The organism is Maritimimonas sp. 2205BS37-2 (assembly GCF_056591755.1).
Map to the genome: position 1 here is coordinate 626,512 of NZ_JBWQOI010000002.1, position 23,033 is coordinate 649,544.

A 23,033-nucleotide genomic window follows, 5' to 3' on the forward strand; every position below is an offset into this window, starting at 1 on the left:
TCCTAAAAAATATTATTGACCTTTAGCTTTTTCTACAATTTTCCATGTATTCCAAATGTGTTGTAATCTTAAGTTAAATTCGCTTGAATCTTTACTTTTTTTAATACTATCGAAAAGATCATGCATTTCTCCTCTAAGATCTTTATGATTATTCGTTACAATAATCATATTATTCCAGGAAGAAATATGTGCTTCAAATGCATTTGAAAATTCTTCAGGACAGTTAGAAAAGTCTAAATTAGAAAGATTGGTAGTGTATTGTTTAATTGTTTTACTTAAAGATATATTTTCACAAGAGTGATTTCTAATAGTACCCAATGAATCATCTTTCTTAAAAATAGAATTAATGCATTCTTTAGAGTTTTGATTAAGAACATCCCTGTTTTTATCCTTACAAGAAAATATTAAAAACAATACTAGGAATATAAATTTTATAACATAATTTCTAAAAGAAAACATGTATAAAATTATAGTGTTTTGATAAATTGTACAAAATCATCAATCTTCTCGACTCCATTTCTAGTTAAATGTTTTATAAACGCACTACCAATAATTGCTCCTTTGGCATGTTGTGTTGCTTGTACAAAAGTCTGATTGTTAGAAATGCCAAAACCAACAATCTGCTGGTTACTAAGGTTCATCTCAGCAATTCTATTAAAGTAATCGGTCTGTTCTTCTCCAAAACCACTTTTTACCCCTGTTGTACTAGCCGAACTAACCATATAGATAAAACCATTTGACACTGAGTCAATAAATTTAATACGCTCTTCACTAGTTTGTGGAGTTATTAAAAATACATTGATAAGCCCATATTTATCAAAAACATCCTGGTACTCATGATGATAAATATCTACGGGCAAATCTGGGATTATTAATCCATCAATGCCAATTTCGTAGCACTTTTTGCAAAAAGCATCAATACCATACTGTAGCATGGGGTTAAAATATCCCATAATTATTAATGGAACATTTACACTTTTACGAATGTCTTGAAGTTGCTCAAAAAGTAACTCTGTGGTCATTCCATTTTTAAGTGCTTGCGTAGAACTTGCTTGTATCGTTGGTCCATCGGCTAAAGGATCACTAAATGGCAATCCAATTTCGATCATATCTACTCCAGCACTTTCCAAATTTTGAATAATAGAGACTGTATCGTTTAAATTAGGATATCCAGCTGTAAAATAGATAGATAATAGCTTCTTATTATCTTCTAGTAATTTTTGTTTTACTCTATTCATATTTGTCATTCCTACAAATACAGGAACTTAATTTTTTATGTTTTCTACTTTCTTATTTATTATTACAAAGAGCAAAATTACATATCATCTCTTTTTTTAATTTCTCTTAAGATTCTTCTCTTTATAAAAAATAACACTTCATTTACAAATTGAAATAATCAATATAATTCTGTAAATCCTTATCGCCTCTCCCTGATAAACTAATCACAATAATTTCATTGGAATTAAATGATTTATGTTTAAAAACAGCTAGGGCATGGCTGCTTTCAATAGCAGGAATAATACCTTCCAATTTTGCTAGTTCGAGCCCGGCTTGCATCGCTTCATCATCGGTAGCTGAATAGAATTCACCTCTTCTTGATTTATATAAATGTGAATGCAAAGGTCCAACACCTGGATAATCCAAGCCCGCTGAAATAGAATATGGCTCTGTAATTTGCCCATCATTAGTTTGCATTAATAGAGTCTTGCAACCATGAATAATTCCTTCTTTCCCTAAAACAGAAGTAGCAGCACTTTCACCAGAATGAATTCCTTTCCCCGCCGCTTCGACAGCAATGATTCCCACATTTTCATTCTCTAAGAAGTGATAATAAGTCCCTGCAGCATTGCTTCCTCCACCAATACAAGCTACAACATAATCGGGATTTTCTCTACCTTCTTTTTCTTTTAATTGCCATTTAATTTCTTCTGAAATTACTGATTGAAATCTAGTAACCATATCCGGATATGGGTGTGGTCCAATAGCCGAGCCAATAATATAATGTGTATTCACCGGATTATTAATCCAATCTCTAATAGCTTCGTTCGTAGCATCTTTCAAAGTTCGACTTCCAGATAATGCAGGTCTTACTTCTGCACCTAGCATTTTCATTCTTGCCACATTTGGTGCCTGACGAGCAATGTCTATTTCGCCCATATACGCTATACATTCCATTCCCATCAATGCGCAAACGGTGGCTGTGGCAACTCCATGTTGTCCTGCCCCAGTCTCGGCAATAATTCTGGTTTTGCCCAAACGCTTTGCCATCAAAATTTGACCAATCGTATTATTAACTTTGTGGGCCCCTGTGTGATTTAAATCTTCTCGTTTTAAATATACTTTTGCGTTGTACTTTTCGCTAAGTCGTTTCGCAAAGTAAAGCGGAGATGGACGCCCAACGTAATCTTTTAATAACGAATCAAACTGTTCTTGAAAAGAAGGTTCGGCCATTACTTTTAAATAATTCTGACGTAGTTCTTCCACATTTGGATATAACATTTCTGGAATGTAAGCTCCTCCAAATTCTCCGTAATACCCTTTTTCTGTTACGTGATAACTCATATTTGAGGTTTAAACTTCTTTAATTTCGATATATTCTTTAATCCAGGCTCAACTTCAAACCTACTATTTACGTCTATTGCATAACAATATCTAGCTGCATTAGATTTTAAAAATGAGATTAGTTTTTCATTTTCTTCTAGACCAATTCCTCCGCTTAAAAAGAATGGTTTATTTGAAGGATATTCTTGCAAAACGCTCCAATCAAAAATATAGCCATTGCCTCCTGGTAATTTACCTTTGGTGTCAAATAAAAAGAAATCTACAACTTTATCGTATGGCTTTAATTGTTTAAAATTAAATTCATCTTTTATTGAAAATACTTTTATGATTTCTAATGTTTGGTCAACCTGCACTTGCTTCAGATTCTTACGATGAGATTCTGAAATAAGCTCGGAATAACGATTTCTTAGTTTCTCACAATAAATAGAAGATTCTCTTCCATGAAGTTGAACAGCATCTAATTTGTATTTAGTTATTTTTTCCAAAACCTCTTCTAACTCTTCGTCAACGAAAACACCAACTTTTTTAATTCCCTTTGGCAGTTGAGGAATCTCACCTACAAAATTTCTCGGCGATTTATCATAAAATATAAACCCCAGATATTCTGGTCGAAGTGCGGCCACATCAGTTGTATTATGTTTCATTCCGCAAACTTTTAACTTCAATCCAGTTTTCTCCAGAGGAGAGAACGTTATACCGATATTTTTATTTTTACTATTCATAATCTAAAGAGTTCTCCTCCTTTTTGGAATTAGAGAATACTTATAAATTTCTTTGCGCTCAACCCTGGATTATCAGTTTTCATAAAATTTTCACCAATTAAAAATCCTTGATATCCATATTGTTTCAAGTCTCGGATCGTATCAACAGAACTAATACCGCTTTCTGATACTTTTACAAAATCATTAGGAATTATACCACTAAGATCTTTACTGACTTGCGTACTAACTTCAAAGGTTTTTAAGTTTCGATTGTTCACTCCAAGCAAATCTAAACTTGGCATTAATGACTTATGTAACTCTTCTTCATTATGTACTTCTAAAAGCACATTTAATTGTAAGCTCCGAGCCAATTCAGAATATTTTTTGATTTCTGTTCTGGTTAAAATAGCAGCAATCAGTAAGATAACATCAGCACCATAAGCCTTGGCTTCAATAATTTGATATTCGTCAATAATAAATTCTTTTCGCAATAATGGTAAATCACAACTTGCTCTGGCTATTAATAAATCATCAAGGGAGCCTCCAAAATACTTACCATCAGTTAAAACAGACATTCCGCAAGCATTAGCTTCTTCATATCCTAGAGCAACATCTTGTATGTTTAAGCTTTGATTAATCACAGCTTTAGATGGCGAACGTCTTTTATGTTCTGCAATAATTCCAGATTTACTATTTCTAAGCTTTTCGGTTAACGAATGTATTTCTTTATCAAATAAAACTGATTGTTCTAATTGTTTTGAAGGAATTAGCTGTTTCTTCAAACTAACTTCTTTTCGCTTATCTATTACTATTTTGTCAAGTATTGTCATTTACTCAATTCTACAAGTTTTTCTAATTTCTGTTTTGCTTTTCCAGAAAGTAAAGATTCTTTAGCTAATTCAAATCCTTCTTTAGGAGATAATTTTTTAACTGTGGCAATGGCCATTCCGGCATTTGCTGAAACCACATTATCTTGTGCATCCGTTCCGTTTCCAGAAATAACATTCATGAAAATGGCAGCCGATTCTTCAACCGAGTCTCCTCCAAAAATATCTTCTTGGAGAATTGATTTTACTCCAAAATCTTCTGGTGAAAGCATGTCTTCTGATGTATTAGAAATGAGTTTCGTATTCCCCGTAAGGGAAATCTCATCATATCCATCTAAGGCATGTAAAACTGTATAATTCTTATTCGATTTTTGGTATAAATAGCCATATAATCTGGCGAGTTCTAGACTAAAAACTCCCACTAGTTGATTTTTAGGAAATGCCGGGTTTACCATGGGCCCCAACATGTTAAAAAACGTTTTTACACCTAATTCTCTTCGAATAGGAGCAACATTTTTCATAGCCGGATGAAACAATGGTGCATGTAACACACAAATACCGGCTTCATCTAATGAACGCTTTAAAAAATCACTATCATTACTAAACTTAATGCCTAAATACTCCATTACATTACTTGATCCTGAGATAGAAGACACCCCATAATTACCATGCTTCGTGACATGAATTCCTGCTCCAGCAGTAATAAACGACGATAATGTTGAAATATTAAATGTGTTTTTTCCATCGCCTCCGGTACCACATAGATCTATAGTATTATAATCTTTAACATCTACCGGAATACATAATTCTAGTAAAGCATCTCGAAAACCTTCTAATTCTTCAACAGTAATTGTACGCATCATATATACTGTTAAAAAAGAAGCAATTTGACTTTGATTGTACTCCCCTTTGGAAATATTAACCAACACATTTCTGGCTTCTTCTTTAGAAATGGTTTCGTGATTTATAAGTCTATTTAATAATTTTTTCATGATCTTTCTTTGTCATTCTAATACTAAATAAAAGGTGCTTCTACTTCATTCTGCATGGCAATCTTTTAATTTTCTATCCAATTTTTTAAAATTTGTTTTCCATTTGGTGTTAATACAGATTCCGGATGATATTGAACTCCTTTAACATCATATTCTTTATGACGTAGCGACATAACCTGTCCGTTTTCATCAAAAGAAGTGGCCTCCAAACTATCTGGTAAATCTACATTGACCACCCAAGAATGATATCTTCCAACCGGAAATTCTTTATCTAATCCACTGAATAACACCTCATCATCAACGCATAGCTTAATGGTTGTTGCAACTCCATGATAAACCGTATCAAGATTTGTTATACTACCGCCAAACACTTCGCCAATGGCTTGCTGCCCCAGGCATACGCCTAAAATACTTTTTGTAGGAGCGTATTTTTCTATGATTGGTTTTAACAAGCCTGCTTCATCAGGTATACCAGGCCCTGGTGAGAGTACAATTTTTTCAAAATCATTAACCTCTTCTAATGTTAATTTATCATTTCGCTTAACCACTACTTCACAATCTAGATCTTCTAAATAATGAACTAAATTGTAAGTGAAACTGTCGTAATTATCGATAACTAATACTTTCATGTTTATGATATTCTTTCTGCTGCTTCTAGAGCTTTTGTTAATGCTCCTAATTTATTATATACTTCTTGTAATTCATGTTCGGGGTTTGACTTTGATACCAATCCGGCACCTGCCTGCCAATGTAGAGAATGATTCTTACTTAAAAATGTTCTAATCATAATTGCATGATTAAAATTCCCTTCAAAATCCATAAACCCAATGGCTCCTCCATAAAACTCACGACTTGTTTTCTCGTATTTTTCAATAAGCTGCATCGCCATATGCTTTGGGGCTCCACTTAATGTTCCAGCAGGGAAAGTATCTGCTACAACCTGCATTGTTGAAGTTTCTTGATGTTTTTTACCTGTAACCTTACTAACCAAATGAATTACATGTGAAAAAAACTGTACTTCTCTATAACGTTCTACAAATACATTAGAACCATGCCTGCTTAAATCATTACGTGCTAAATCAACTAACATTACATGTTCTGCGTTTTCTTTTTCGTCTACGGCTAACTGCTTCGCTAATTCAGCATCTTTCAAATCATCACCTGTTCTTTTAAAAGTTCCTGCAATCGGATGGATTTCTGCTTGCCCGTCTTTAACGACCAATTGCGCTTCTGGTGAACTCCCAAAAATCTTAAAATCTCCAAAATCAAAAAAGAATAGATAAGGAGAAGGGTTTATCGTTCTTAAAGCTCTATATACATTAAATTCATCTCCTTTAAATTTTTGTGAGAATTTTTTTGACAAAACCAATTGAAAAACATCCCCTCTTGCGCAATGCTTTTTTGCCAAAGCAACATGTTCTTTATATTCATCATCAGTAAGATTAGATGTAATAGAACCATCGGTTTTAAAATTAAAGGTTGCATAACTTTTAGCTTTAAGCAATTGATGAACTTCATCTAAATTATGGCTTCCGTCAAAACTGTTTGAAAAAATATAGGCTACATTTTCAAAGTTACTTATAGCTATAATATTTTGATAAACCGCATAATACATGTCTGGAATTCCTAAAGAATTCTGTTTTTTTGAAATCGCTACATCTTCAAAATAACGAACAGCATCATAAGCAGTATATCCAAAAATCCCATTCGTAATGAACTTAAATTTCTCTTCTATATCTACACTAAATTTTCTTGAAAATTCATGTAAAATTTCAGGAACATTTGTTGTTTGCTCTATACGAATCTCAGATTTCACTCCGTCGGGAAAATTCTGGAACACCTTTTCATTAATCACCTTGATATCGGCAATTGGATTAAAACAGACATAAGAAAAACTATTATCTGTGGCTCGATAATCGCTATTCTCTAATAATATACTATTAGGAAATTGATCACGAATCTTTAAATAGATACTCACAGGAGTAATCGTGTCTGCAATGATTTTTTTATAATCGGTTTGGAGTTTATATTTTATCATTTTTTATTGAAAGGCCCTTAGACTATGCTTGGAGCGAAATTTTATTAATTAAAAAAGGCTTGTCGTGAATGACAAGCCTTTTTGATATTATTTAAATTAAATATACGAGGATCTACTTCACGAATTCTGAGTTTCGAAAGTTCCACCACCACGTATGATTTAATGTTTTGTTCATTTTTTAATTTGTTGTAGCAAATGTAAAAAGTTTATTTAATTAACCAAAAAAAGTTTGATTATTTATATTTTAATTTAAAATAGATTAGCATCATAGATAAAACCCCTGTAATACCATTAGCTATGATCATAGCTAAGCTATTGATATAAAACCCATAGACTAACCATGTCATAATACCAATAAAAAATAGAGAAAACATTACTAAAGACAAATTTTCTGCTGATTTTTCTTTCCAAGTTTTATACACTTGTGGAACAAACGATGCTGTAGTTAATGCACCTGCTAAAAGTCCTAAAATTTCAATATTAAATGCCATAGCTTTTCAATTTTTGAGCGGCGAATGTACAACAGAAATTTTAATTAGAAATTAAAAAAATAAAAATTTTACAATTTGATTACAATAATTTAATCTTCAGTAAGTTACCCAACTATATTTACTATTTTCCCAGGTACCACAATCACTTTTTTTGGTGTACGGCCTTGTAACTGCGCTTGCGTTTTTTCATTAGCCAATACCGCGGCTTCAATAGCTTCTTTATCAAGATCTAATGATAGTTCCATGGTAAAACGCATTTTTCCATTAAATGAGATTGGGTAATTCTTAGTACTTTCAACTAAATAACTTTCTTCAAATATTGGAAATGTGGCATAAGCTATTGATTCTTTATAGCCCAATTTACTCCACAATTCTTCTGCAATATGAGGCGCATACGGTGAAATCAAAATTAACAATGGCTCTAAAATAGCCTTACTAGTACATTTTTGAGCTGTTAATTCGTTAACTGCAATCATAAAAGTAGATACCGATGTGTTGAATGAAAAGTTCTCAATATCCTCCTCTACTTTTTTTATCGTTTTATGTAGTGTCTTTAAATTATCTTTTGTTGGTTCGGCATCGCTTACATGAAACACATCTCCTTCATGATATAATTTCCAAAGTTTTTTTAGAAAACCATGCACTCCTGTTATACCGGCGGTATTCCAAGGTTTAGATTGTTCTAACGGACCTAAAAACATTTCGTACAAGCGTAAACTATCCGCACCATATTGCTTGCAAATATTGTCAGGATTAACAACGTTGTATTTAGATTTGGACATTTTCTCTACTTCGCGCCCAACGATATATTTTTCATCTTCTAAAACAAATTCTACATCCTTAAACTCTGGTCTCCAATTCTTAAAAGCGTTAATATCTAACTCATTAGAACTATTAACAAAAGAAACATCTGCATGAATAGGATGCACATCATTATCTTCAATTAACCCTCTAGAAATTAATTTATTTTCTCCGTTTAACCTATACACAAAAGCACTCGTGCCCTGAATCATCCCTTGATTAATCAGTTTTTTGGCATACTCATCTTTAAGTACTAAACCTTTGTCGAACATGAACTTTTGCCAGAAACGAGAATACAGTAAATGTCCTGTTGCATGCTCAACACCACCAATATATAAATCTACATCTTGCCAATAATTAATTGCTTCTTGAGAGAAAATTTCTTCATCATTATGCGGGTCCATATATCGATTAAAATATTGTGAGCTTCCCGCCCATCCAGGCATAGTATTTAGTTCAAGAGGGTAGATTCCATTGTCTTCAGATTTCTCCCCCGAGCCATTTGGTGTCGAAATGACAAGTTTGTCATTACTTACTACCTGATTTGTATTGGTATCCCAAGCCCATACTTCAGCATTTCCCAAAGGAGGTCTTCCATCTTCTGTAGGTAGGTATTTTTCTACTTCTGGCAATACAATTGGCAGATGCCGAACATCGATCATCTGAGGAATTCCATTTTTATAAAATACAGGAAATGGCTCTCCCCAGTAACGTTGTCGACTAAATACGGCATCGCGTAAACGGTAATTCACTTTACCATACCCCAAATCACGTTTTTCTATCTCATAAATAATAGTTTTCATGGCTTTTTTATACTTCAATCCATTTAAGAAATCTGAATTTGCTATAATAGTATTTTCTTTATCCGAAAAAGACGCTTCAGAGATATCTACTCCTTCAAAAATATTTGGGATTGGTATATCAAAATGTTTTGCAAAAGCATAATCGCGTTCATCTCCGCATGGTACTGCCATCACCGCACCGGTTCCATAGCTCGCTAATACATAATCGCTAATCCATATTTGAATTTTTTCTCCAGTAAAAGGATGTAAAGCATATGCTCCTGTAAATACTCCAGAGATTGTCTTAACATCTGCCATACGGTCACGCTCGCTACGTTTTGCTGTTGCTTCTACATACGTTTCTACAGCTATTTTTTGTTCATTAGTAACAATTTTTGACACTAGTTCATGCTCTGGAGCCAATGTCATAAAAGACACTCCGAAAATGGTATCAGGTCTAGTGGTAAAGACATCAATTTTCGCATTATGACCATCTACATCAAAAGAAACCATGGCTCCTTCTGAGCGACCTATCCAATTACGTTGAATCTCCTTCAATGGCTCGGGCCAATCAATAGTTTCTAAGCCATCAAGTAAACGCTGCGCATATGCAGAAATTCGCATACTCCATTGCTTCATTTTTTTTCTTATAACAGGATACCCTCCTCGCTCTGAAACGCCATTAACGATCTCATCATTTGCTAATACAGTTCCTAAAGCCGGACACCAATTAACTTCAGTTTCTGATAAAAAAGTTAATCGATATTTCGCCAACACTTCCTGCTGTTCTTTTTCTGTAAAAGTTTTCCATTCTTGAGCTGAAAAGACAGGAACATCTTCATCGGTTGAAGCATTAATATTTGTATTTCCCTCGTTCTCAAAAACAACAATTAAACTCGAAATATCTTCGGCTTTATTGGTATCACTATTATACCATGAATTGAATAACTGAATAAATACCCACTGCGTCCACTTATAATATTTTGGGTCTGATGTGCGTACTTCTCGGCTCCAGTCAAAAGAAAAGCCTAATTGGTCTAATTGGCGTCGATATGTTTTAATATTTTGTTCGGTAGTAATTGCTGGATGTTGACCGGTTTGAATGGCATATTGTTCTGCCGGTAAACCAAACGAATCATATCCTTGTGGATGTAGTACATTATAACCTTTATGACGTTTATAGCGTGCGTAGATGTCACTTGCAATATATCCAAGTGGATGCCCCACATGCAAACCTGCTCCTGAAGGATAAGGAAACATATCTAAAACATAATACTTGGGTTTATCAGAATTACTTTCGGCTTTAAATGTCTCATTCTTGGCCCAATATTCTTGCCATTTGGCCTCTATTTCATTGAAATGGTAGCTCATTCAGTTTCAAAATTTTGAAGTGGCAAAGTTACATTTTCTTAACAGAAACTAAAACCTTTAATGAACCTTTCTCGCAAGTCTTTCTTGAGGAGTTAAGCAATAATATGTAAAGGCATTTATTGGAGTTTTTACACCTAATCTATTTCCTTCTTTTACAATATAACCGTTAAAATTTTCAAGTTCGCTAGGTTTACCCTCCATAATATCGCGTTGCATTGAAGCTGTAGTACTTGGCCCCATACTTAGAAACATATGAATAGCTCGTTCTACATCGTCATTTGTTAAATTAATGCCTTTGGTGTTAGCAACCCTCTTAATTTCTTCGGCCGTTCCCCTAATGAGATTCATTATATTTTCATCATGTTGAAATTCACCGAAGGGAGCTCTTGTAAGCGCACCAATCCCACTAACCGTAGCAATAAATAAAAATTTGCGCCAAATATCTAAATGAATATCTAGAGAGATCTTGTTTTTTATGTCTGATTGATTGAAGATTTCATGAATTTTTTTCCCCCGATCTGTCTGACTATTATTATATTCACCAAAGATTATTTCAGGTTCATATACAAAGTGATTGATAATACCCGGAGCTTCTATTTTACTAACTATTTTGCACAATCCGGCAAGTACATTTTTATGCTCTAATATAGAACGTAGCTTATCTGCATTATCTGCACCATTCTGTAATGGTAATACCGTGGTGTCTACGCCCAAAATAGGTTTTATCTGTGAAGCTACTTCTTTAACTTGCCATGATTTAGTTGCTAGAATAATAAGATCAGGATTATAAATTGACTCAATCCTATTAGTCGCTTTTGGAAAAACTGTAAAATCGCCCTTTATACTTTTCACCTGCAGCCCATTTTGCTGAATTGCCTCTAGATGTGCTCCACGAGCAATAAAAATTACGTTAAAGCCCGCTTGTGCTAATTTCCCTCCAAAATAACCTCCAACTCCTCCAGCACCTACAACAACTATTTTCATAAAAATTTGTTTTGAGATTAAAAGTACTCTTTTTTGTACATTTAGGCCTCATAAACTAAAACCATGAAAAAAGCGCTTTTCTTATTACTTACTGTTTCTTTCTTAGCCTGTCAACAGCAAAAAAAAGCAGATCTACTTATTGTAAACGGAGCTGTTTACACCGTTGATAGTACTTTTTCTAAAGTTGAAGCTTTTGCCGTAAAAGATGGAAAAATAATTGCGGTTGGAAGTTCTGATGAGATTAAGAATAATTATACAGCAATAAAAACTGTTGATGCTAAGGGTAAGTCGGTTTACCCAGGGTTTATAGATGCTCATTGTCATTTTTTTGGTTTGGGCTTAGCAGAGCAAAAAGTTCGATTGGAAGGCACTAAAAGCTTTGACGAAGTTTTACAAAGATTGATTGATTTTCAAAATGAAAAAAACCTCAGTTATATAACCGGTAGAGGCTGGGATCAAAATGATTGGGAGGTGAAAGAATTTCCTACCAAAGAAAAGTTAGACTCTATATTTCCTGACACTCCTGTTGCAATTCGAAGAGTTGATGGGCATGCTCTATTAGTAAATCAGGCCGCAATTGATTTAGCAAAAATTACGGTTGACACTCCTTTTTCTGAAGGATATATCTTACAAAAAGATGGTAAACTCACAGGGATATTTATTGATAAGCCCATGGAACTTATCGTAGCAACTATTCCAGAAGAAAGCTTAGAAACCCGTGTTAATGCTTTAAAAGATGCCGAGCGCATCTGTTTTGATTTGGGTTTAACCACTGTTGATGATGCTGGATTGTCTAGAGAAGCTATTGAACTTATTGACAGTTTGCAACAGTCTAGCGAATTAAAAATTCGCATCTATGCAATGGCATCTGCGTACCCAGAAAATCTGGATTATTATTTAAACAAAGGTGTAAGTAAAACCGATAGATTAAACGTTCGTTCTTTTAAAGTTTATGGTGATGGAGCCTTAGGGTCTCGTGGGGCAGCAATGCGAAAGCCTTATAGCGATCAAGCTGGCCATTATGGAGCGCTCGTGAGAACAATTGATTTTCTTGAAGATACGGCTGAGCGCATTGCTAATTCAGAATTTCAAATGAATACGCATGCTATTGGTGATTCTGCGAATCACTTTCTCTTAGAGACCTACAAACGTGTATTGAAAGACAAAAAAGATAGACGATGGAAGATTGAACATGCTCAGATTGTGTCACCCGAAGATTTTAAGTTTTTTAACAATATTATTCCTTCTGTTCAACCAACACATGCTACCAGTGATATGTATTGGGCAGAAGATCGTGTTGGTGCAGACCGCATTAAAGGAGGTTATGCTTATAAACACTTATTAAAGCAATATGGAAAAATAGCTTTGGGTACAGATTTTCCAGTTGAGAAGGTTAATCCGTTTTTAACTTTTTACGCGGCTGTAGCCCGTAAAGATTTAAACAACTATCCTGAAAATGGATATCAAATGGAAAATGCACTTTCGAGGGAAGAAACTTTAAAAGGGATGACTATTTGGGCTGCTTATTCGAACTTTGAGGAAAGTGAAAAAGGAAGTATTGAAGTAGGTAAATTTGCTGACTTTATCATCTTAGATCAAGATGTTATGACCATTGATATAGACAAAGTGCCTCATACCAAAGTTTTGGAAACATATGTAAATGGCGAAAAAGTTAAATGAGTTTTTAATTAAACGAAAAATCAACGTTCTTGCCTATGCGCAAGTGAATTATGTTCTTCGTTAAACTGTAAAGGTATTTTTATTCGGGTTGTCCCCCATCCTAAAATCATTTCAATTAATTTAGCTTTCTTTTTAAAAGCAATTGAAAATGTCTCCAGATCTTCAGCCTTATCAACAGGAATTGTAATTTCGGCTACATTAAACATAGGGTCATATTGAAATGCCCCCCAGGTATCTAGCCGAGAATTTAAAATAATCTTCCACTCTTTTTCATTTGGCACAGTTAATAAAACATATCTTCCTGATGCAACTTTTACATCACCAAATTCAACATCTTTATAAAATTTAACTTCCGTCGCTTCATTATATCCTGTACGCCATATTTTCCCATAAGGCACCAAACCACCAAAGATTTTTTCACCTTCTTTTGACGGACGGCCATACAATACTTTTATTAAAGGTGTTGCGATTCTAGATGCTCTATAATATGATATGTCGTGAGGCACCTTATCTAAACTTTTAAAGCTTTGAGCTTTAGCTTCGATTAAGATTGTAAAAAGAAATAAAAAAGTAAAAAATGCAGCGTAATGTCTTTTTTTCATGATGTCTTTGTTACACTTATTAGTAACGCTTAAACAAAAGGCTTTAGTATTCTAAACGGATTTCAAGTTAAAATCTATTAGAATGAAGCTAAGAGACTATAAGAAAAATTACAAATTAATCTAAAATAACTATAAATAATATAAATATGTAATTAAAAACTGCATTTTGATTTATAATCAATAAACATAAGTGAATATTTGCATCATAATTAAAAGAACAAAAACAACGATTATGTGTGGAATTGTATGTGCATTTGATTTAAAACAGCACTCAGAAGTTTTAAGGCCTCAAATCTTAGAAATGGCAAAAAAAATTCGCCATCGAGGTCCAGATTGGAGCGGAATATTTAGCAGCGACAAGGCGATCTTAACCCATGAGCGTTTGGCCATAGTTGATCCGGCTTCAGGCAAACAACCATTGCTTAGCGAAGATAAAAAACTCATATTAGCTGCTAATGGAGAGATCTACAATCATAGGGATATTCGTAAAAATTTTGAAAAGAACTATAAATTTCAAACAAAGTCAGATTGTGAAGTAATCTTAGCATTATATAAAGAAAAAGGTGAGCGTTTTTTAGACGACCTTAATGGTATCTTTGGTTTTGCCTTATATGATGTAGAAGAAGATGCATATTTAATTGCAAGAGATCATATGGGAATTATTCCATTATATATTGGATGGGATAAATTCGGTACTTTTTACGTGGCTTCAGAATTAAAAGCACTTGAAGGCATCTGTAGCAAGATTGAAATATTTCCTCCTGGACATTACCTATATAGTAAAGATGCCGAAATAAAAGAATGGTATCATCGTGATTGGATGGAGTATGAAGCAGTAAAAGAAAACCAAACTAGTATTGTTGAATTACGTGACGCTTTAGAAGCCGCTGTACACCGTCAATTAATGTCTGACGTTCCTTATGGGGTTTTACTTTCTGGTGGTTTAGATTCTTCGATAACCTCTGCTATAGCAAAGAAATATGCTGCTAAGCGTATAGAATCTGATGATCAAAAAGATGCTTGGTATCCACAATTACATTCCTTCTCGGTAGGATTAAAAGGATCACCTGATTTAGCTGCTGCTCAAAAAGTGGCTGATCATATCGGAACGGTTCATCACGAAATTACTTTTACAATTCAAGAGGGCTTAGACGCGATTAAAGATGTTATCTATCAATTGGAAACGTACGACATAACTACAATACGCGCTTCAACACCTATGTATTTAATGGCGCGCGTTATTAAATCTATGGGGATTAAAATGGTATTATCTGGCGAAGGAGCAGATGAAATTTTTGGAGGATATCTATACTTTCATAAAGCGCCTAATGCAGAAGAATTTCATAAAGAAACTGTAAGAAAACTAGATAAACTTTATCAATATGACTGCTTAAGAGCTAATAAAAGCTTAATGGCTTGGGGTATAGAAGGTCGTGTTCCTTTTCTAGATAAAGAATTTATGGATGTAGCCATGCGAATTAACCCTCAAGATAAAATGATCAATGGTGAACGCATGGAAAAATGGGTGCTTCGTAAAGCATTTGAAAGTTATTTGCCTGAGAGCGTTGCTTGGAGACAAAAAGAGCAATTTAGTGATGGCGTAGGGTATAATTGGATTGACACCTTAAAAGAATTGGTAGAAAATGAAGTAAGCGATGAACAAATGAAAAATGCTTCTTTTAGATTTCCAAAACAAACTCCGGCAACCAAAGAAGAATACTATTACAGAAGTATATTTGAAGAGCACTTCCCAAGTGAAGCTGCAGCATTAACTGTACCATCGGTGCCTTCTATAGCCTGTAGTACACCCACTGCATTAGAATGGGACGAAAGTTTTAAAAACATGAATGAACCAAGTGGTCGTGCCATTGCTATGGTACACGACGACGCCTATTAATTGGCTAAAAATATCAAAAATAAGAGTTGTGTTTTTGTTCTAATACGGTTTCAAAAGTTAATTTTGAAGCCGTATTTACTTTTCTTAAATACTTATCCGTAACTTTACATCACCAACAAGCCATTTTCATTTTTAAAGTATGAATAGATGAAAATATTAATTGTAGAAGACGAAATAGAGCTACTAGAAAGTATCGTTAGTTTTCTAAAAAACGAAGATTTTATTTGTGAAAAAGCATCCACTTTTTTTGATGCTGAAGACAAACTCATTAGTTTTAAGTACGATGTAGTCGTTCTTGATATTAATTTACCTGACGGAAATGGTATCGACCTCTTAAAACTTATCAAAGAAAGAGATTCTAATATAGGTGTGTTAATCGTATCGGCAAGAAATTCTTTAGATGATAAGCTAGAAGGGCTTGATCTAGGCGCTGATGATTACATAACGAAACCCTTTCATCTTGCAGAGTTGAACTCAAGGATAAATTCATTAATTCGCAGACGAAATTTTGGAGGAAGCGAGTCAATTATTTTTAATGAAATTGAAATCGATCCTAGTTCGAAAACAGTTAAAATAGATAACAAACCTATTGAACTCACTAAAAAAGAATATAACCTTCTTCTATATTTTATTTCAAATAAAAACAAGGTGGTTACTAAAGAATCTATAGCTGAGCACCTTTGGGGCGATGAAATTGAAATGGCTGATAGCTACGACTTTATATATACTCATTTGGGGAATCTTAGAAAAAAAATGAAAAAATTCGGCTCTAAAGACTATGTAAAGACGATGTATGGACTTGGTTATAAATTCGCCGAATAGTTCAAACGCTAATGAAACTTATCCAGCAAACCGGTAGAGCTTATTTAGTATTATCTATTATACTTTTTATATTAGGTGGTATATTACTTGCTGTTATTCTTACTACGGTAATGAATCGTCGCTTAGATGAAAAGTTACTTTATAATAAAGAAGTCCTTGCAAAAGTTTATAAGTACGAGTATCCACTCACAATATTCGATGCACCTCGCGAAATGACAGCGGAGGAGAATAAATTGTACCCGAATGACACTGTGATCTACAAAGACACTTTGATCTTTCACGCAATTGAAGATGTTGAAGGTGCTGATGAATATGAAAAATACCGGCAATTAACAGCCTATGAAACTCTACAGGGTAAACGCTATAAAATTGTTACCAGAAATTCTTTAGTTAGAAATCAAGACTTTATTTCAATTATTACCGGATCAACAACTCTTATTATACTCTTGCTTTTAACAGGGCTTTGGTTTTTAAATACTCGAATCGCCGGGCGTATCTGGAATCCATTTCATCATAATTTAAACAGCCTTAAGAACTTTTCAATTCAAGATCAAAAACCTATAGAACTAAAAGAGTCTAATATTGATGAATTTAAAGAACTAAATCATTCGATTAAAAGCTTAACAGAAAAATTACGTTCTGATTTTGACAATCTTAAAGAATTTACCGGCAACGCTTCGCATGAAATGCAAACACCCCTAGCCATCATGCAATCAAAAATTGAGTTATTACTTCAGTCTGAAAATCTAAATAAAGAAGATAGTAAGCAGTTGCAATCTATATATCAGGCGGGGCAACGCTTGTCAAAACTTAATAAAACATTGTTGACGTTGGCGAAAGTAGAAAATCGCCAATTTACCGAAATGGATGAAATCAATCTCACAGAATTAATTAATAATAAACTTGAGATTTATGAGGATTTTATTGAACAGAAAAAAATAATTGTTTCTAAAAAACTACATAAAGATGCGAAACTAAAAGCTAACAATACGATAGTTGATATGCTCGTAAGTAATTTATTGTCTAATGCAATAAGGCATAATGTAGAAAACGGAAAATTAAACATAGAATTGCAGCCAGAATATCTTTACATTTCTAATACTGGTGACGAGCTAAAGTTAAAGCCCGAGAGCTTGTTTAACAGGTTTAAAAAAGCGAGTAAATCACCAGATTCTTCAGGCTTAGGATTAGCCATAGTAAAGAAAATATGCGATATTAATAGTTGGAAAATAGATTACACCTATTTAAAAAAAGAACATCAAATTATGGTGCGGTTTTAAATCTTTAGAATTTCTTTAGATTCTTATCATACATTTGAACAATAATTGAAAAGCTAAATACTGATTGAATTCCAAATTATAACTTTTTTTTATTTTTCATTTAATGGCATAAGGGGAAAAATTAAAAAACAATCAATCAGAATAGAAAGCTAATTCGGTTAATGGCTTGTAGGGTGAAATAGTCTAAAATTACTTCAAAATTTTAGACTATTTCTTTTAAAAAAACAGCACTAACACGAAACTAAAATATACTCTAAATTTGTTAATAACTTCCGTTATTACACGCATAAAAAACACGCTAAATAGCGTGTTTTTTGTTTCACACCCTCTCTGTTTATTCAGATTTTCTTTAGAATCAATACCTAGTTTTGACCCGTGAAATAAAAACTATCTAATAATATAAAATCGATAATTATGAAAAGGCTAAACATTTTATTTTTAATTATTCTTTTATGTTTTACCGCTACTTCCATTGCGCAAGAGGCAGGTGAAGAATTAACAAAAAAAGAAACTACTGAAGTCATTGCAAAAAAAGAGATTCAAAATCGAAAAGTAAAAATAGATCTAGACAGACTCCCTCATTCCATTTTAGTATCATTACGTGATTCTTATGCTAAACACTTCGTAACAAATGCATATAAGAAAAGTAAGAACGGGGATGTTTTCTTTATAGAACTTAGAAAAAGTAGAACATTATTTACGGTGGCAGTAGATAATAACGGTCGTGTACTCAAAGAAATTCATGATCAAGAAGTGTTAAATCAAAATGCTCTTGCAAACAAAAATTGATTTATAAATTTGAATTAGTTATAAAAAGCACACTCGATTCGGTGTGCTTTTTTATTCACTTAACTTTAACATTTTATAGCCCCTAGTTTCAGATTTCCTTTAGAATCACAGACTACCTTTGAGCCAACAAACAAAAACTAAATTTTAATTTAACACAATCGTCATGAAAAAAGCAAGCATTCTATTCGTCTTCGCAGTGTTTTTCTTAGCTGGTACTACGGCTTTCGCTCAAGAAACTAAAGAAGAGGTAAAAAAAGAAGTAAAAAAAGAGATGAAAGCTCAAAAAGAAAAAGCTGAAGTAGCCGTAGCCGACCTTCCAAGTGCCATTCAAGCAACACTAAAAGAATCTTTTGCAGATTATAATATTAAGAAAGCCTACAAAGTAAAAAGTGAAAGTGGCGACGTTAAATATTATACTAAGTTAGAAAAAGATGGAAAATGGCTTAAAGTTGGCTTAGATTCTGAAGGAAAAATATTTAAGAAAAAAGAGATAAAGGCGCAACCTAAATCTTCTTAAACTCAAAAGAGCTAGAAAATCCATAAAATGGCTCATAATAGGGGTGAAATAGCCTAAATAAGCAATTATTTTAGGCTATTTCTTTTACAGAAAATAAAATTCACTAAACAATTATAATTTTCTAATTTTTTGTTAATAACTTCCGTTATTAAACAAGGTGAAAACACGCTTAAACAAGCGTGTTTTCTTATATTTGTATGTTTTTGAAAATCCCTAAAAAAGAGAGAAATAAACTATGAGTGAAGAGGCAAAAAAACCAAATTATTCTGCCGATAGTATTCAGGCACTAGAAGGAATGGAGCATGTAAGAATGCGTCCATCAATGTATATAGGTGATGTAGGTGTTAGAGGGCTCCACCATTTGGTGTATGAGGTCGTTGACAATTCTATAGATGAAGCGATGGCTGGCCATTGTGATGCTATAGATGTTTGGATAAATGAAGACAATTCAATTACTGTAAAAGATAATGGTCGCGGTATACCAGTAGGAATGCACAAAAAGGAAGGGGTTTCTGCGCTAGAAGTAGTAATGACCAAAATTGGTGCTGGAGGTAAATTCGACAAAGACTCTTATAAGGTTTCAGGTGGTTTGCATGGTGTTGGTGTATCAGTAGTAAATGCACTATCAAATCATTTAAAGGCTACGGTATATCGTGATGGAAAAATTTGGGAGCAAGAATATGAAAAAGGTAAAACTTTATACCCTGTAAAAACGGTAGGCGATTCTAGTGAAAATGGCACCATGGTTACCTTTTCTCCTGATGATACCATTTTTCAGTCTGAAATAGTTTTTAATTACGAAACTTTAGCTACACGTTTACGTGAACTTTCGTACCTAAATAAAGGAATTAAAATATCAATTACTGATAAACGCAACAATGACGATGAAGGTAACTTTATTAGAGAAGATTTTTATAGTGAAGAAGGCCTTAAAGAATTTGTTAGATATCTAGATGCAACTAGAGAGCAGTTAACATCAGATGTTATCTCCATGGAAGGTGAAAAAAATGGCATTCCTGTTGAAGTAGCAATGGTATATAATACTTCATATACTGAAAACTTGCACTCTTATGTAAACAATATCAACACCCATGAAGGAGGCACCCATTTATCAGGTTTCAGAAGAGGGCTAACGGGTACTTTAAAGAAATATGCTGAAGCTTCAGGAATGCTAGATAAATTAAAATTTGAAATTGCTGGTGATGACTTCCGTGAAGGATTAACTGCAATTATTTCTGTAAAAGTTGCTGAGCCACAGTTTGAAGGACAAACTAAAACCAAATTAGGAAACAGAGAGGTTACATCTGCTGTTAGTCAGGCCGTTTCTGAAATGTTAACTAATTATTTAGAGGAAAATCCTAATGACGCAAAAACCATTGTTCAAAAAGTAATATTAGCTGCTCAGGCGCGTCATGCAGCCCGTAAAGCGCGTGAAATGGTGCAACGTAAAACAGTTATGAGCGGTGGTGGTTTACCTGGTAAATTATCTGATTGCGCTTGGAGCGAACCAGAAAAATGTGAAATATTCTTGGTTGAGGGTGATTCTGCAGGTGGTACAGCAAAGCAAGGACGTGACCGTAACTTCCAGGCTATTTTGCCATTACGTGGTAAAATATTGAATGTGGAAAAAGCAATGCAGCATAAAGTTTTTGAAAACGAAGAAATCAAAAACATGTTTACAGCTTTAGGTGTTACCATAGGAACCGAAGAAGATAGTAAAGCCTTAAATTTAGAGAAACTTCGCTACCATAAAATTGTAATTATGTGTGATGCCGACGTAGATGGTAGCCATATTGCAACGTTAATTCTTACTTTCTTCTTTAGATACATGAGAGAATTAATTGAAGAAGGTTATGTTTATATTGCTGCCCCTCCACTTTATTTAGTAAAAAAAGGAGCGAAGAAAGAATATGCGTGGAATGATGAAGAACGTGATGTCATCGTAGAGAAATTTGGAGGTAGCGCCTCAATTCAAAGATATAAAGGTCTTGGTGAAATGAACGCAGAACAGCTATGGGATACTACAATGAATCCTGAATTTAGAACTATGCGCTTAGTTACTATAGACAATGGTGCCGAAGCAGACAGAATCTTCTCTATGCTAATGGGTGATGACGTTCCTCCAAGGAGAGAATTTATAGAGAATAATGCGATTTACGCAAACATTGATATATAATAATTAAAAACAACAAAAATTAAAAATGAAAGTAACTGTAGTAGGTGCTGGTGCAGTTGGTGCCAGTTGTGCCGAATATATCGCCATTAAAGATTTTGCATCAGAAGTTGTGCTATTAGATATTAAAGAAGGTGTTGCTGAGGGCAAAGCCATGGATTTAATGCAAACAGCTTCTCTTAATGGATTTGACACCAAAATTGTAGGTACAACTAATGATTATACTAAAACAGCCAATTCTGATATTTGCGTAATTACATCTGGTATTCCGCGTAAACCTGGTATGACTCGTGAGGAATTAATTGGTATCAATGCTGGTATTGTAAAATCTGTTTCAGCGAATTTAATTGAACATTCGCCAAATACAATTATGATCGTGGTATCAAATCCAATGGATACAATGACCTACTTAGTTCATAAAACAACCGATTTACCAAAAAATAGAATTATTGGTATGGGTGGTGCATTAGATTCTGCTCGCTTTAAATATCGTCTTGCTGAAGCTTTAGGTGCTCCTATTTCTGATGTTGATGGAATGGTAATTGGTGGGCATTCTGATAAAGGTATGGTTCCTTTAACTCGATTGGCAACAAGAAATTCGGTTCCTGTTTCTGAATTCATTTCTGAAGAACGCTTAAATCAGGTAAAGGAAGACACAAAAGTAGGTGGTGCTACATTAACTAAATTATTAGGGACTTCCGCTTGGTACGCTCCAGGCGCTGCAGTGAGCGGACTGGTTCAAGCTATTGCTTGTGACCAGAAGAAAATTTACCCTTGTTCTACATTATTAAATGGAGAATATGGTTTGTCAGACCTTTGCATTGGAGTTCCTGTAGTATTGGGTCGAAATGGAATTGAAAAAATTGTAGAAATAGATTTAAGCGATGCTGAGAAAGCACACATGACCGAATCGGCAGCTGGCGTATCTAAAACCAATACATTATTAGATATCTAAAAATCAAACACTTATAAACCAAGCCTCTTTCATTAAATATCAATGGAAGAGGTTTTATTAATTATAAACTTATCAAAAAATGAAAAAAATAATTTTATTGTTTACTATAGCGCTTAGCTTTAATACTTTCGCTCAAAAAGAGCTGAAGGAAGGGGTACTAACGTTAAAAATGACCATGTCTACCGACAATGAGCAGGCAAAAGCGGCTCTGGCTATGATGGGAGATATAACGGCCACAACTTATTTTAAGGAAACGAAGTCTAGAACAGAGCAGAATCATCAAATGACCGGAAATAATACCTCTATTGTAGATAGCAATACGAAAAAAATATTAGTGTTGATGGACAATCCTATGATGGGTAAAAAATATACTGAGTCAGATATTTCTGTATCTCCAGATGATTTGAAAAATATTACGGTTACAGAAAACGGAAACGAAAAGGTAGTAGCTGGCTATACTTGTAAAGGGTATGATGTTGTAGCCATTAAAGATGGCGTAGAAAATAAAATGACGATGTATGTTACAGATAAAATAACTGCTCCTAATCAAAATACTGTAGGGCTTGGAGATAAGATCAACGGATTTCCTTTATATATGATCTTAAACACAAAACAAGGCCCAATAGACATGCAAATTACTATTGAGGTTACTAACGTAAAAGAAGAAAAGGTAGATGACAGTAAATTTGACATGACAGTACCTGAAGGCTACTCAAAAATGGAAAAGCCAACACCCGCTGGTGTAGACTAAATTACAATAAAAAACCAG

21 protein-coding genes are annotated in these 23,033 nt (G+C 33.9%); 9 read left to right on the top strand and 12 right to left on the bottom strand.

Translation table 11 applies throughout. From position 1 onward, the window contains the following. Positions 1–12: 12 nt before the first annotated feature. From AC1EUU_RS10265 to AC1EUU_RS10315, 11 genes are all read right to left on the bottom strand, one after another. On the bottom strand, positions 13–414 hold the full coding sequence (locus AC1EUU_RS10265) for a hypothetical protein (protein WP_480201331.1): 402 nt from the start codon (positions 412–414) through the stop codon (positions 13–15). 53 nt (positions 415–467) lie between these two features. Beyond that, on the bottom strand, positions 468–1,238 hold the full coding sequence (gene trpA / locus AC1EUU_RS10270; protein WP_480201332.1) for a tryptophan synthase subunit alpha: 771 nt from the start codon (positions 1,236–1,238) through the stop codon (positions 468–470). Between the two features lie 142 nt (positions 1,239–1,380). Further along, a complete protein-coding gene (trpB, locus tag AC1EUU_RS10275; protein WP_480201333.1) occupies positions 1,381–2,562 on the bottom strand; it encodes a tryptophan synthase subunit beta in 1,182 nt (393 codons plus the stop codon). Further along, positions 2,559–3,227 (bottom strand): phosphoribosylanthranilate isomerase, encoded by a 669-nt coding sequence (locus AC1EUU_RS10280; RefSeq protein WP_480201851.1) that lies wholly within the window; start codon positions 3,225–3,227, stop codon positions 2,559–2,561. Before AC1EUU_RS10280 ends, trpB begins: the two co-directional genes overlap by 4 nt. A gap of 86 nt (positions 3,228–3,313) precedes the next feature. Continuing rightward, positions 3,314–4,093: an indole-3-glycerol phosphate synthase TrpC gene (gene trpC / locus AC1EUU_RS10285; protein ID WP_480201334.1), complete on the bottom strand. Its 780-nt coding sequence runs from the start codon at positions 4,091–4,093 to the stop codon at positions 3,314–3,316. Continuing rightward, complete coding sequence (trpD, locus tag AC1EUU_RS10290) at positions 4,090–5,082, bottom strand: anthranilate phosphoribosyltransferase (protein ID WP_480201335.1); 993 nt, start codon at positions 5,080–5,082, stop codon at positions 4,090–4,092. The genes trpC and trpD overlap by 4 nt, the downstream gene beginning before the upstream one ends. Before the next feature lie 65 nt (positions 5,083–5,147). Then, the gene (locus AC1EUU_RS10295) at positions 5,148–5,711 is read right to left on the bottom strand and encodes an anthranilate synthase component II (RefSeq protein ID WP_480201336.1); all 564 of its coding nucleotides are present in this window, start codon (positions 5,709–5,711) and stop codon (positions 5,148–5,150) included. A 2-nt stretch (positions 5,712–5,713) separates the two neighbouring features. Next, entirely contained in the window at positions 5,714–7,120 is a 1,407-nt protein-coding gene (locus AC1EUU_RS10300) for an anthranilate synthase component I family protein (protein ID WP_480201337.1), read from the bottom strand. A gap of 233 nt (positions 7,121–7,353) precedes the next feature. Continuing rightward, positions 7,354–7,611 carry a SemiSWEET family sugar transporter gene (locus AC1EUU_RS10305; RefSeq protein WP_480201338.1) on the bottom strand — a complete coding sequence of 86 codons (258 nt, stop codon included), beginning with the start codon at positions 7,609–7,611 and terminating at the stop codon, positions 7,354–7,356. A gap of 104 nt (positions 7,612–7,715) precedes the next feature. Further along, complete coding sequence (leuS, locus tag AC1EUU_RS10310) at positions 7,716–10,565, bottom strand: leucine--tRNA ligase (RefSeq protein ID WP_480201339.1); 2,850 nt, start codon at positions 10,563–10,565, stop codon at positions 7,716–7,718. Between the two features lie 57 nt (positions 10,566–10,622). Beyond that, the gene (locus tag AC1EUU_RS10315) at positions 10,623–11,549 is read right to left on the bottom strand and encodes a ketopantoate reductase family protein (RefSeq protein WP_480201340.1); all 927 of its coding nucleotides are present in this window, start codon (positions 11,547–11,549) and stop codon (positions 10,623–10,625) included. Positions 11,550–11,612: 63 nt separating this feature from the next. Between AC1EUU_RS10315 and AC1EUU_RS10320 the strand changes: the two genes are divergently transcribed. Continuing rightward, a complete protein-coding gene (locus tag AC1EUU_RS10320) occupies positions 11,613–13,229 on the top strand; it encodes an amidohydrolase (protein WP_480201341.1) in 1,617 nt (538 codons plus the stop codon). A gap of 20 nt (positions 13,230–13,249) precedes the next feature. Here AC1EUU_RS10320 and AC1EUU_RS10325 read toward each other — a convergent pair whose 3' ends face one another. After that, complete coding sequence (locus tag AC1EUU_RS10325; protein WP_480201342.1) at positions 13,250–13,831, bottom strand: DUF2911 domain-containing protein; 582 nt, start codon at positions 13,829–13,831, stop codon at positions 13,250–13,252. A gap of 232 nt (positions 13,832–14,063) precedes the next feature. Here AC1EUU_RS10325 and asnB point away from each other — a divergent pair, with 232 nt between their 5' ends. From asnB to AC1EUU_RS10365, 8 genes are all read left to right on the top strand, one after another. Next, entirely contained in the window at positions 14,064–15,728 is a 1,665-nt protein-coding gene (gene asnB / locus AC1EUU_RS10330) for an asparagine synthase B (protein WP_480201343.1), read from the top strand. Positions 15,729–15,875: 147 nt separating this feature from the next. Next, the gene (locus AC1EUU_RS10335) at positions 15,876–16,550 is read left to right on the top strand and encodes a response regulator transcription factor (RefSeq protein WP_480201344.1); all 675 of its coding nucleotides are present in this window, start codon (positions 15,876–15,878) and stop codon (positions 16,548–16,550) included. Between the two features lie 11 nt (positions 16,551–16,561). Next, complete coding sequence (locus AC1EUU_RS10340; protein WP_480201345.1) at positions 16,562–17,830, top strand: sensor histidine kinase; 1,269 nt, start codon at positions 16,562–16,564, stop codon at positions 17,828–17,830. 414 nt (positions 17,831–18,244) lie between these two features. Further along, the gene (locus AC1EUU_RS10345; protein WP_480201346.1) at positions 18,245–18,619 is read left to right on the top strand and encodes a hypothetical protein; all 375 of its coding nucleotides are present in this window, start codon (positions 18,245–18,247) and stop codon (positions 18,617–18,619) included. Positions 18,620–18,782: 163 nt separating this feature from the next. Then, positions 18,783–19,136 carry a hypothetical protein gene (locus tag AC1EUU_RS10350; RefSeq protein WP_480201347.1) on the top strand — a complete coding sequence of 118 codons (354 nt, stop codon included), beginning with the start codon at positions 18,783–18,785 and terminating at the stop codon, positions 19,134–19,136. 235 nt (positions 19,137–19,371) lie between these two features. Beyond that, entirely contained in the window at positions 19,372–21,312 is a 1,941-nt protein-coding gene (gyrB, locus tag AC1EUU_RS10355) for a DNA topoisomerase (ATP-hydrolyzing) subunit B (protein ID WP_480201348.1), read from the top strand. Positions 21,313–21,337: 25 nt separating this feature from the next. Further along, positions 21,338–22,264, top strand: coding sequence for a malate dehydrogenase (gene mdh / locus AC1EUU_RS10360; protein ID WP_480201349.1), 927 nt, complete (start codon positions 21,338–21,340; stop codon positions 22,262–22,264). A gap of 79 nt (positions 22,265–22,343) precedes the next feature. Continuing rightward, positions 22,344–23,015 (top strand): hypothetical protein, encoded by a 672-nt coding sequence (locus tag AC1EUU_RS10365; protein WP_480201350.1) that lies wholly within the window; start codon positions 22,344–22,346, stop codon positions 23,013–23,015. The last annotated feature ends 18 nt before the right edge of the window (positions 23,016–23,033 follow it).

What these genes read in the sequence shown, in the direction of transcription:
- trpC (WP_480201334.1), bottom strand. Translation starts at nt 4,093, where the DNA reads ATGACAATACTTGACAAAATAGTAATAGATAAGCGAAAAGAAGTTAGT.
- AC1EUU_RS10300 (WP_480201337.1), bottom strand. Translation starts at nt 7,120, where the DNA reads ATGATAAAATATAAACTCCAAACCGATTATAAAAAAATCATTGCAGAC.
- AC1EUU_RS10305 (WP_480201338.1), bottom strand. Translation starts at nt 7,611, where the DNA reads ATGGCATTTAATATTGAAATTTTAGGACTTTTAGCAGGTGCATTAACT.
- AC1EUU_RS10320 (WP_480201341.1), top strand. Translation starts at nt 11,613, where the DNA reads ATGAAAAAAGCGCTTTTCTTATTACTTACTGTTTCTTTCTTAGCCTGT.
- mdh (WP_480201349.1), top strand. Translation starts at nt 21,338, where the DNA reads ATGAAAGTAACTGTAGTAGGTGCTGGTGCAGTTGGTGCCAGTTGTGCC.
- AC1EUU_RS10350 (WP_480201347.1), top strand. Translation starts at nt 18,783, where the DNA reads ATGAAAAAAGCAAGCATTCTATTCGTCTTCGCAGTGTTTTTCTTAGCT.
- AC1EUU_RS10340 (WP_480201345.1), top strand. Translation starts at nt 16,562, where the DNA reads ATGAAACTTATCCAGCAAACCGGTAGAGCTTATTTAGTATTATCTATT.
- AC1EUU_RS10295 (WP_480201336.1), bottom strand. Translation starts at nt 5,711, where the DNA reads ATGAAAGTATTAGTTATCGATAATTACGACAGTTTCACTTACAATTTA.
- AC1EUU_RS10315 (WP_480201340.1), bottom strand. Translation starts at nt 11,549, where the DNA reads ATGAAAATAGTTGTTGTAGGTGCTGGAGGAGTTGGAGGTTATTTTGGA.
- AC1EUU_RS10365 (WP_480201350.1), top strand. Translation starts at nt 22,344, where the DNA reads ATGAAAAAAATAATTTTATTGTTTACTATAGCGCTTAGCTTTAATACT.
- trpD (WP_480201335.1), bottom strand. Translation starts at nt 5,082, where the DNA reads ATGAAAAAATTATTAAATAGACTTATAAATCACGAAACCATTTCTAAA.
- asnB (WP_480201343.1), top strand. Translation starts at nt 14,064, where the DNA reads ATGTGTGGAATTGTATGTGCATTTGATTTAAAACAGCACTCAGAAGTT.
- leuS (WP_480201339.1), bottom strand. Translation starts at nt 10,565, where the DNA reads ATGAGCTACCATTTCAATGAAATAGAGGCCAAATGGCAAGAATATTGG.
- trpB (WP_480201333.1), bottom strand. Translation starts at nt 2,562, where the DNA reads ATGAGTTATCACGTAACAGAAAAAGGGTATTACGGAGAATTTGGAGGA.
- trpA (WP_480201332.1), bottom strand. Translation starts at nt 1,238, where the DNA reads ATGAATAGAGTAAAACAAAAATTACTAGAAGATAATAAGAAGCTATTA.
- AC1EUU_RS10335 (WP_480201344.1), top strand. Translation starts at nt 15,876, where the DNA reads ATGAAAATATTAATTGTAGAAGACGAAATAGAGCTACTAGAAAGTATC.
- gyrB (WP_480201348.1), top strand. Translation starts at nt 19,372, where the DNA reads ATGAGTGAAGAGGCAAAAAAACCAAATTATTCTGCCGATAGTATTCAG.
- AC1EUU_RS10325 (WP_480201342.1), bottom strand. Translation starts at nt 13,831, where the DNA reads ATGAAAAAAAGACATTACGCTGCATTTTTTACTTTTTTATTTCTTTTT.
- AC1EUU_RS10345 (WP_480201346.1), top strand. Translation starts at nt 18,245, where the DNA reads ATGAAAAGGCTAAACATTTTATTTTTAATTATTCTTTTATGTTTTACC.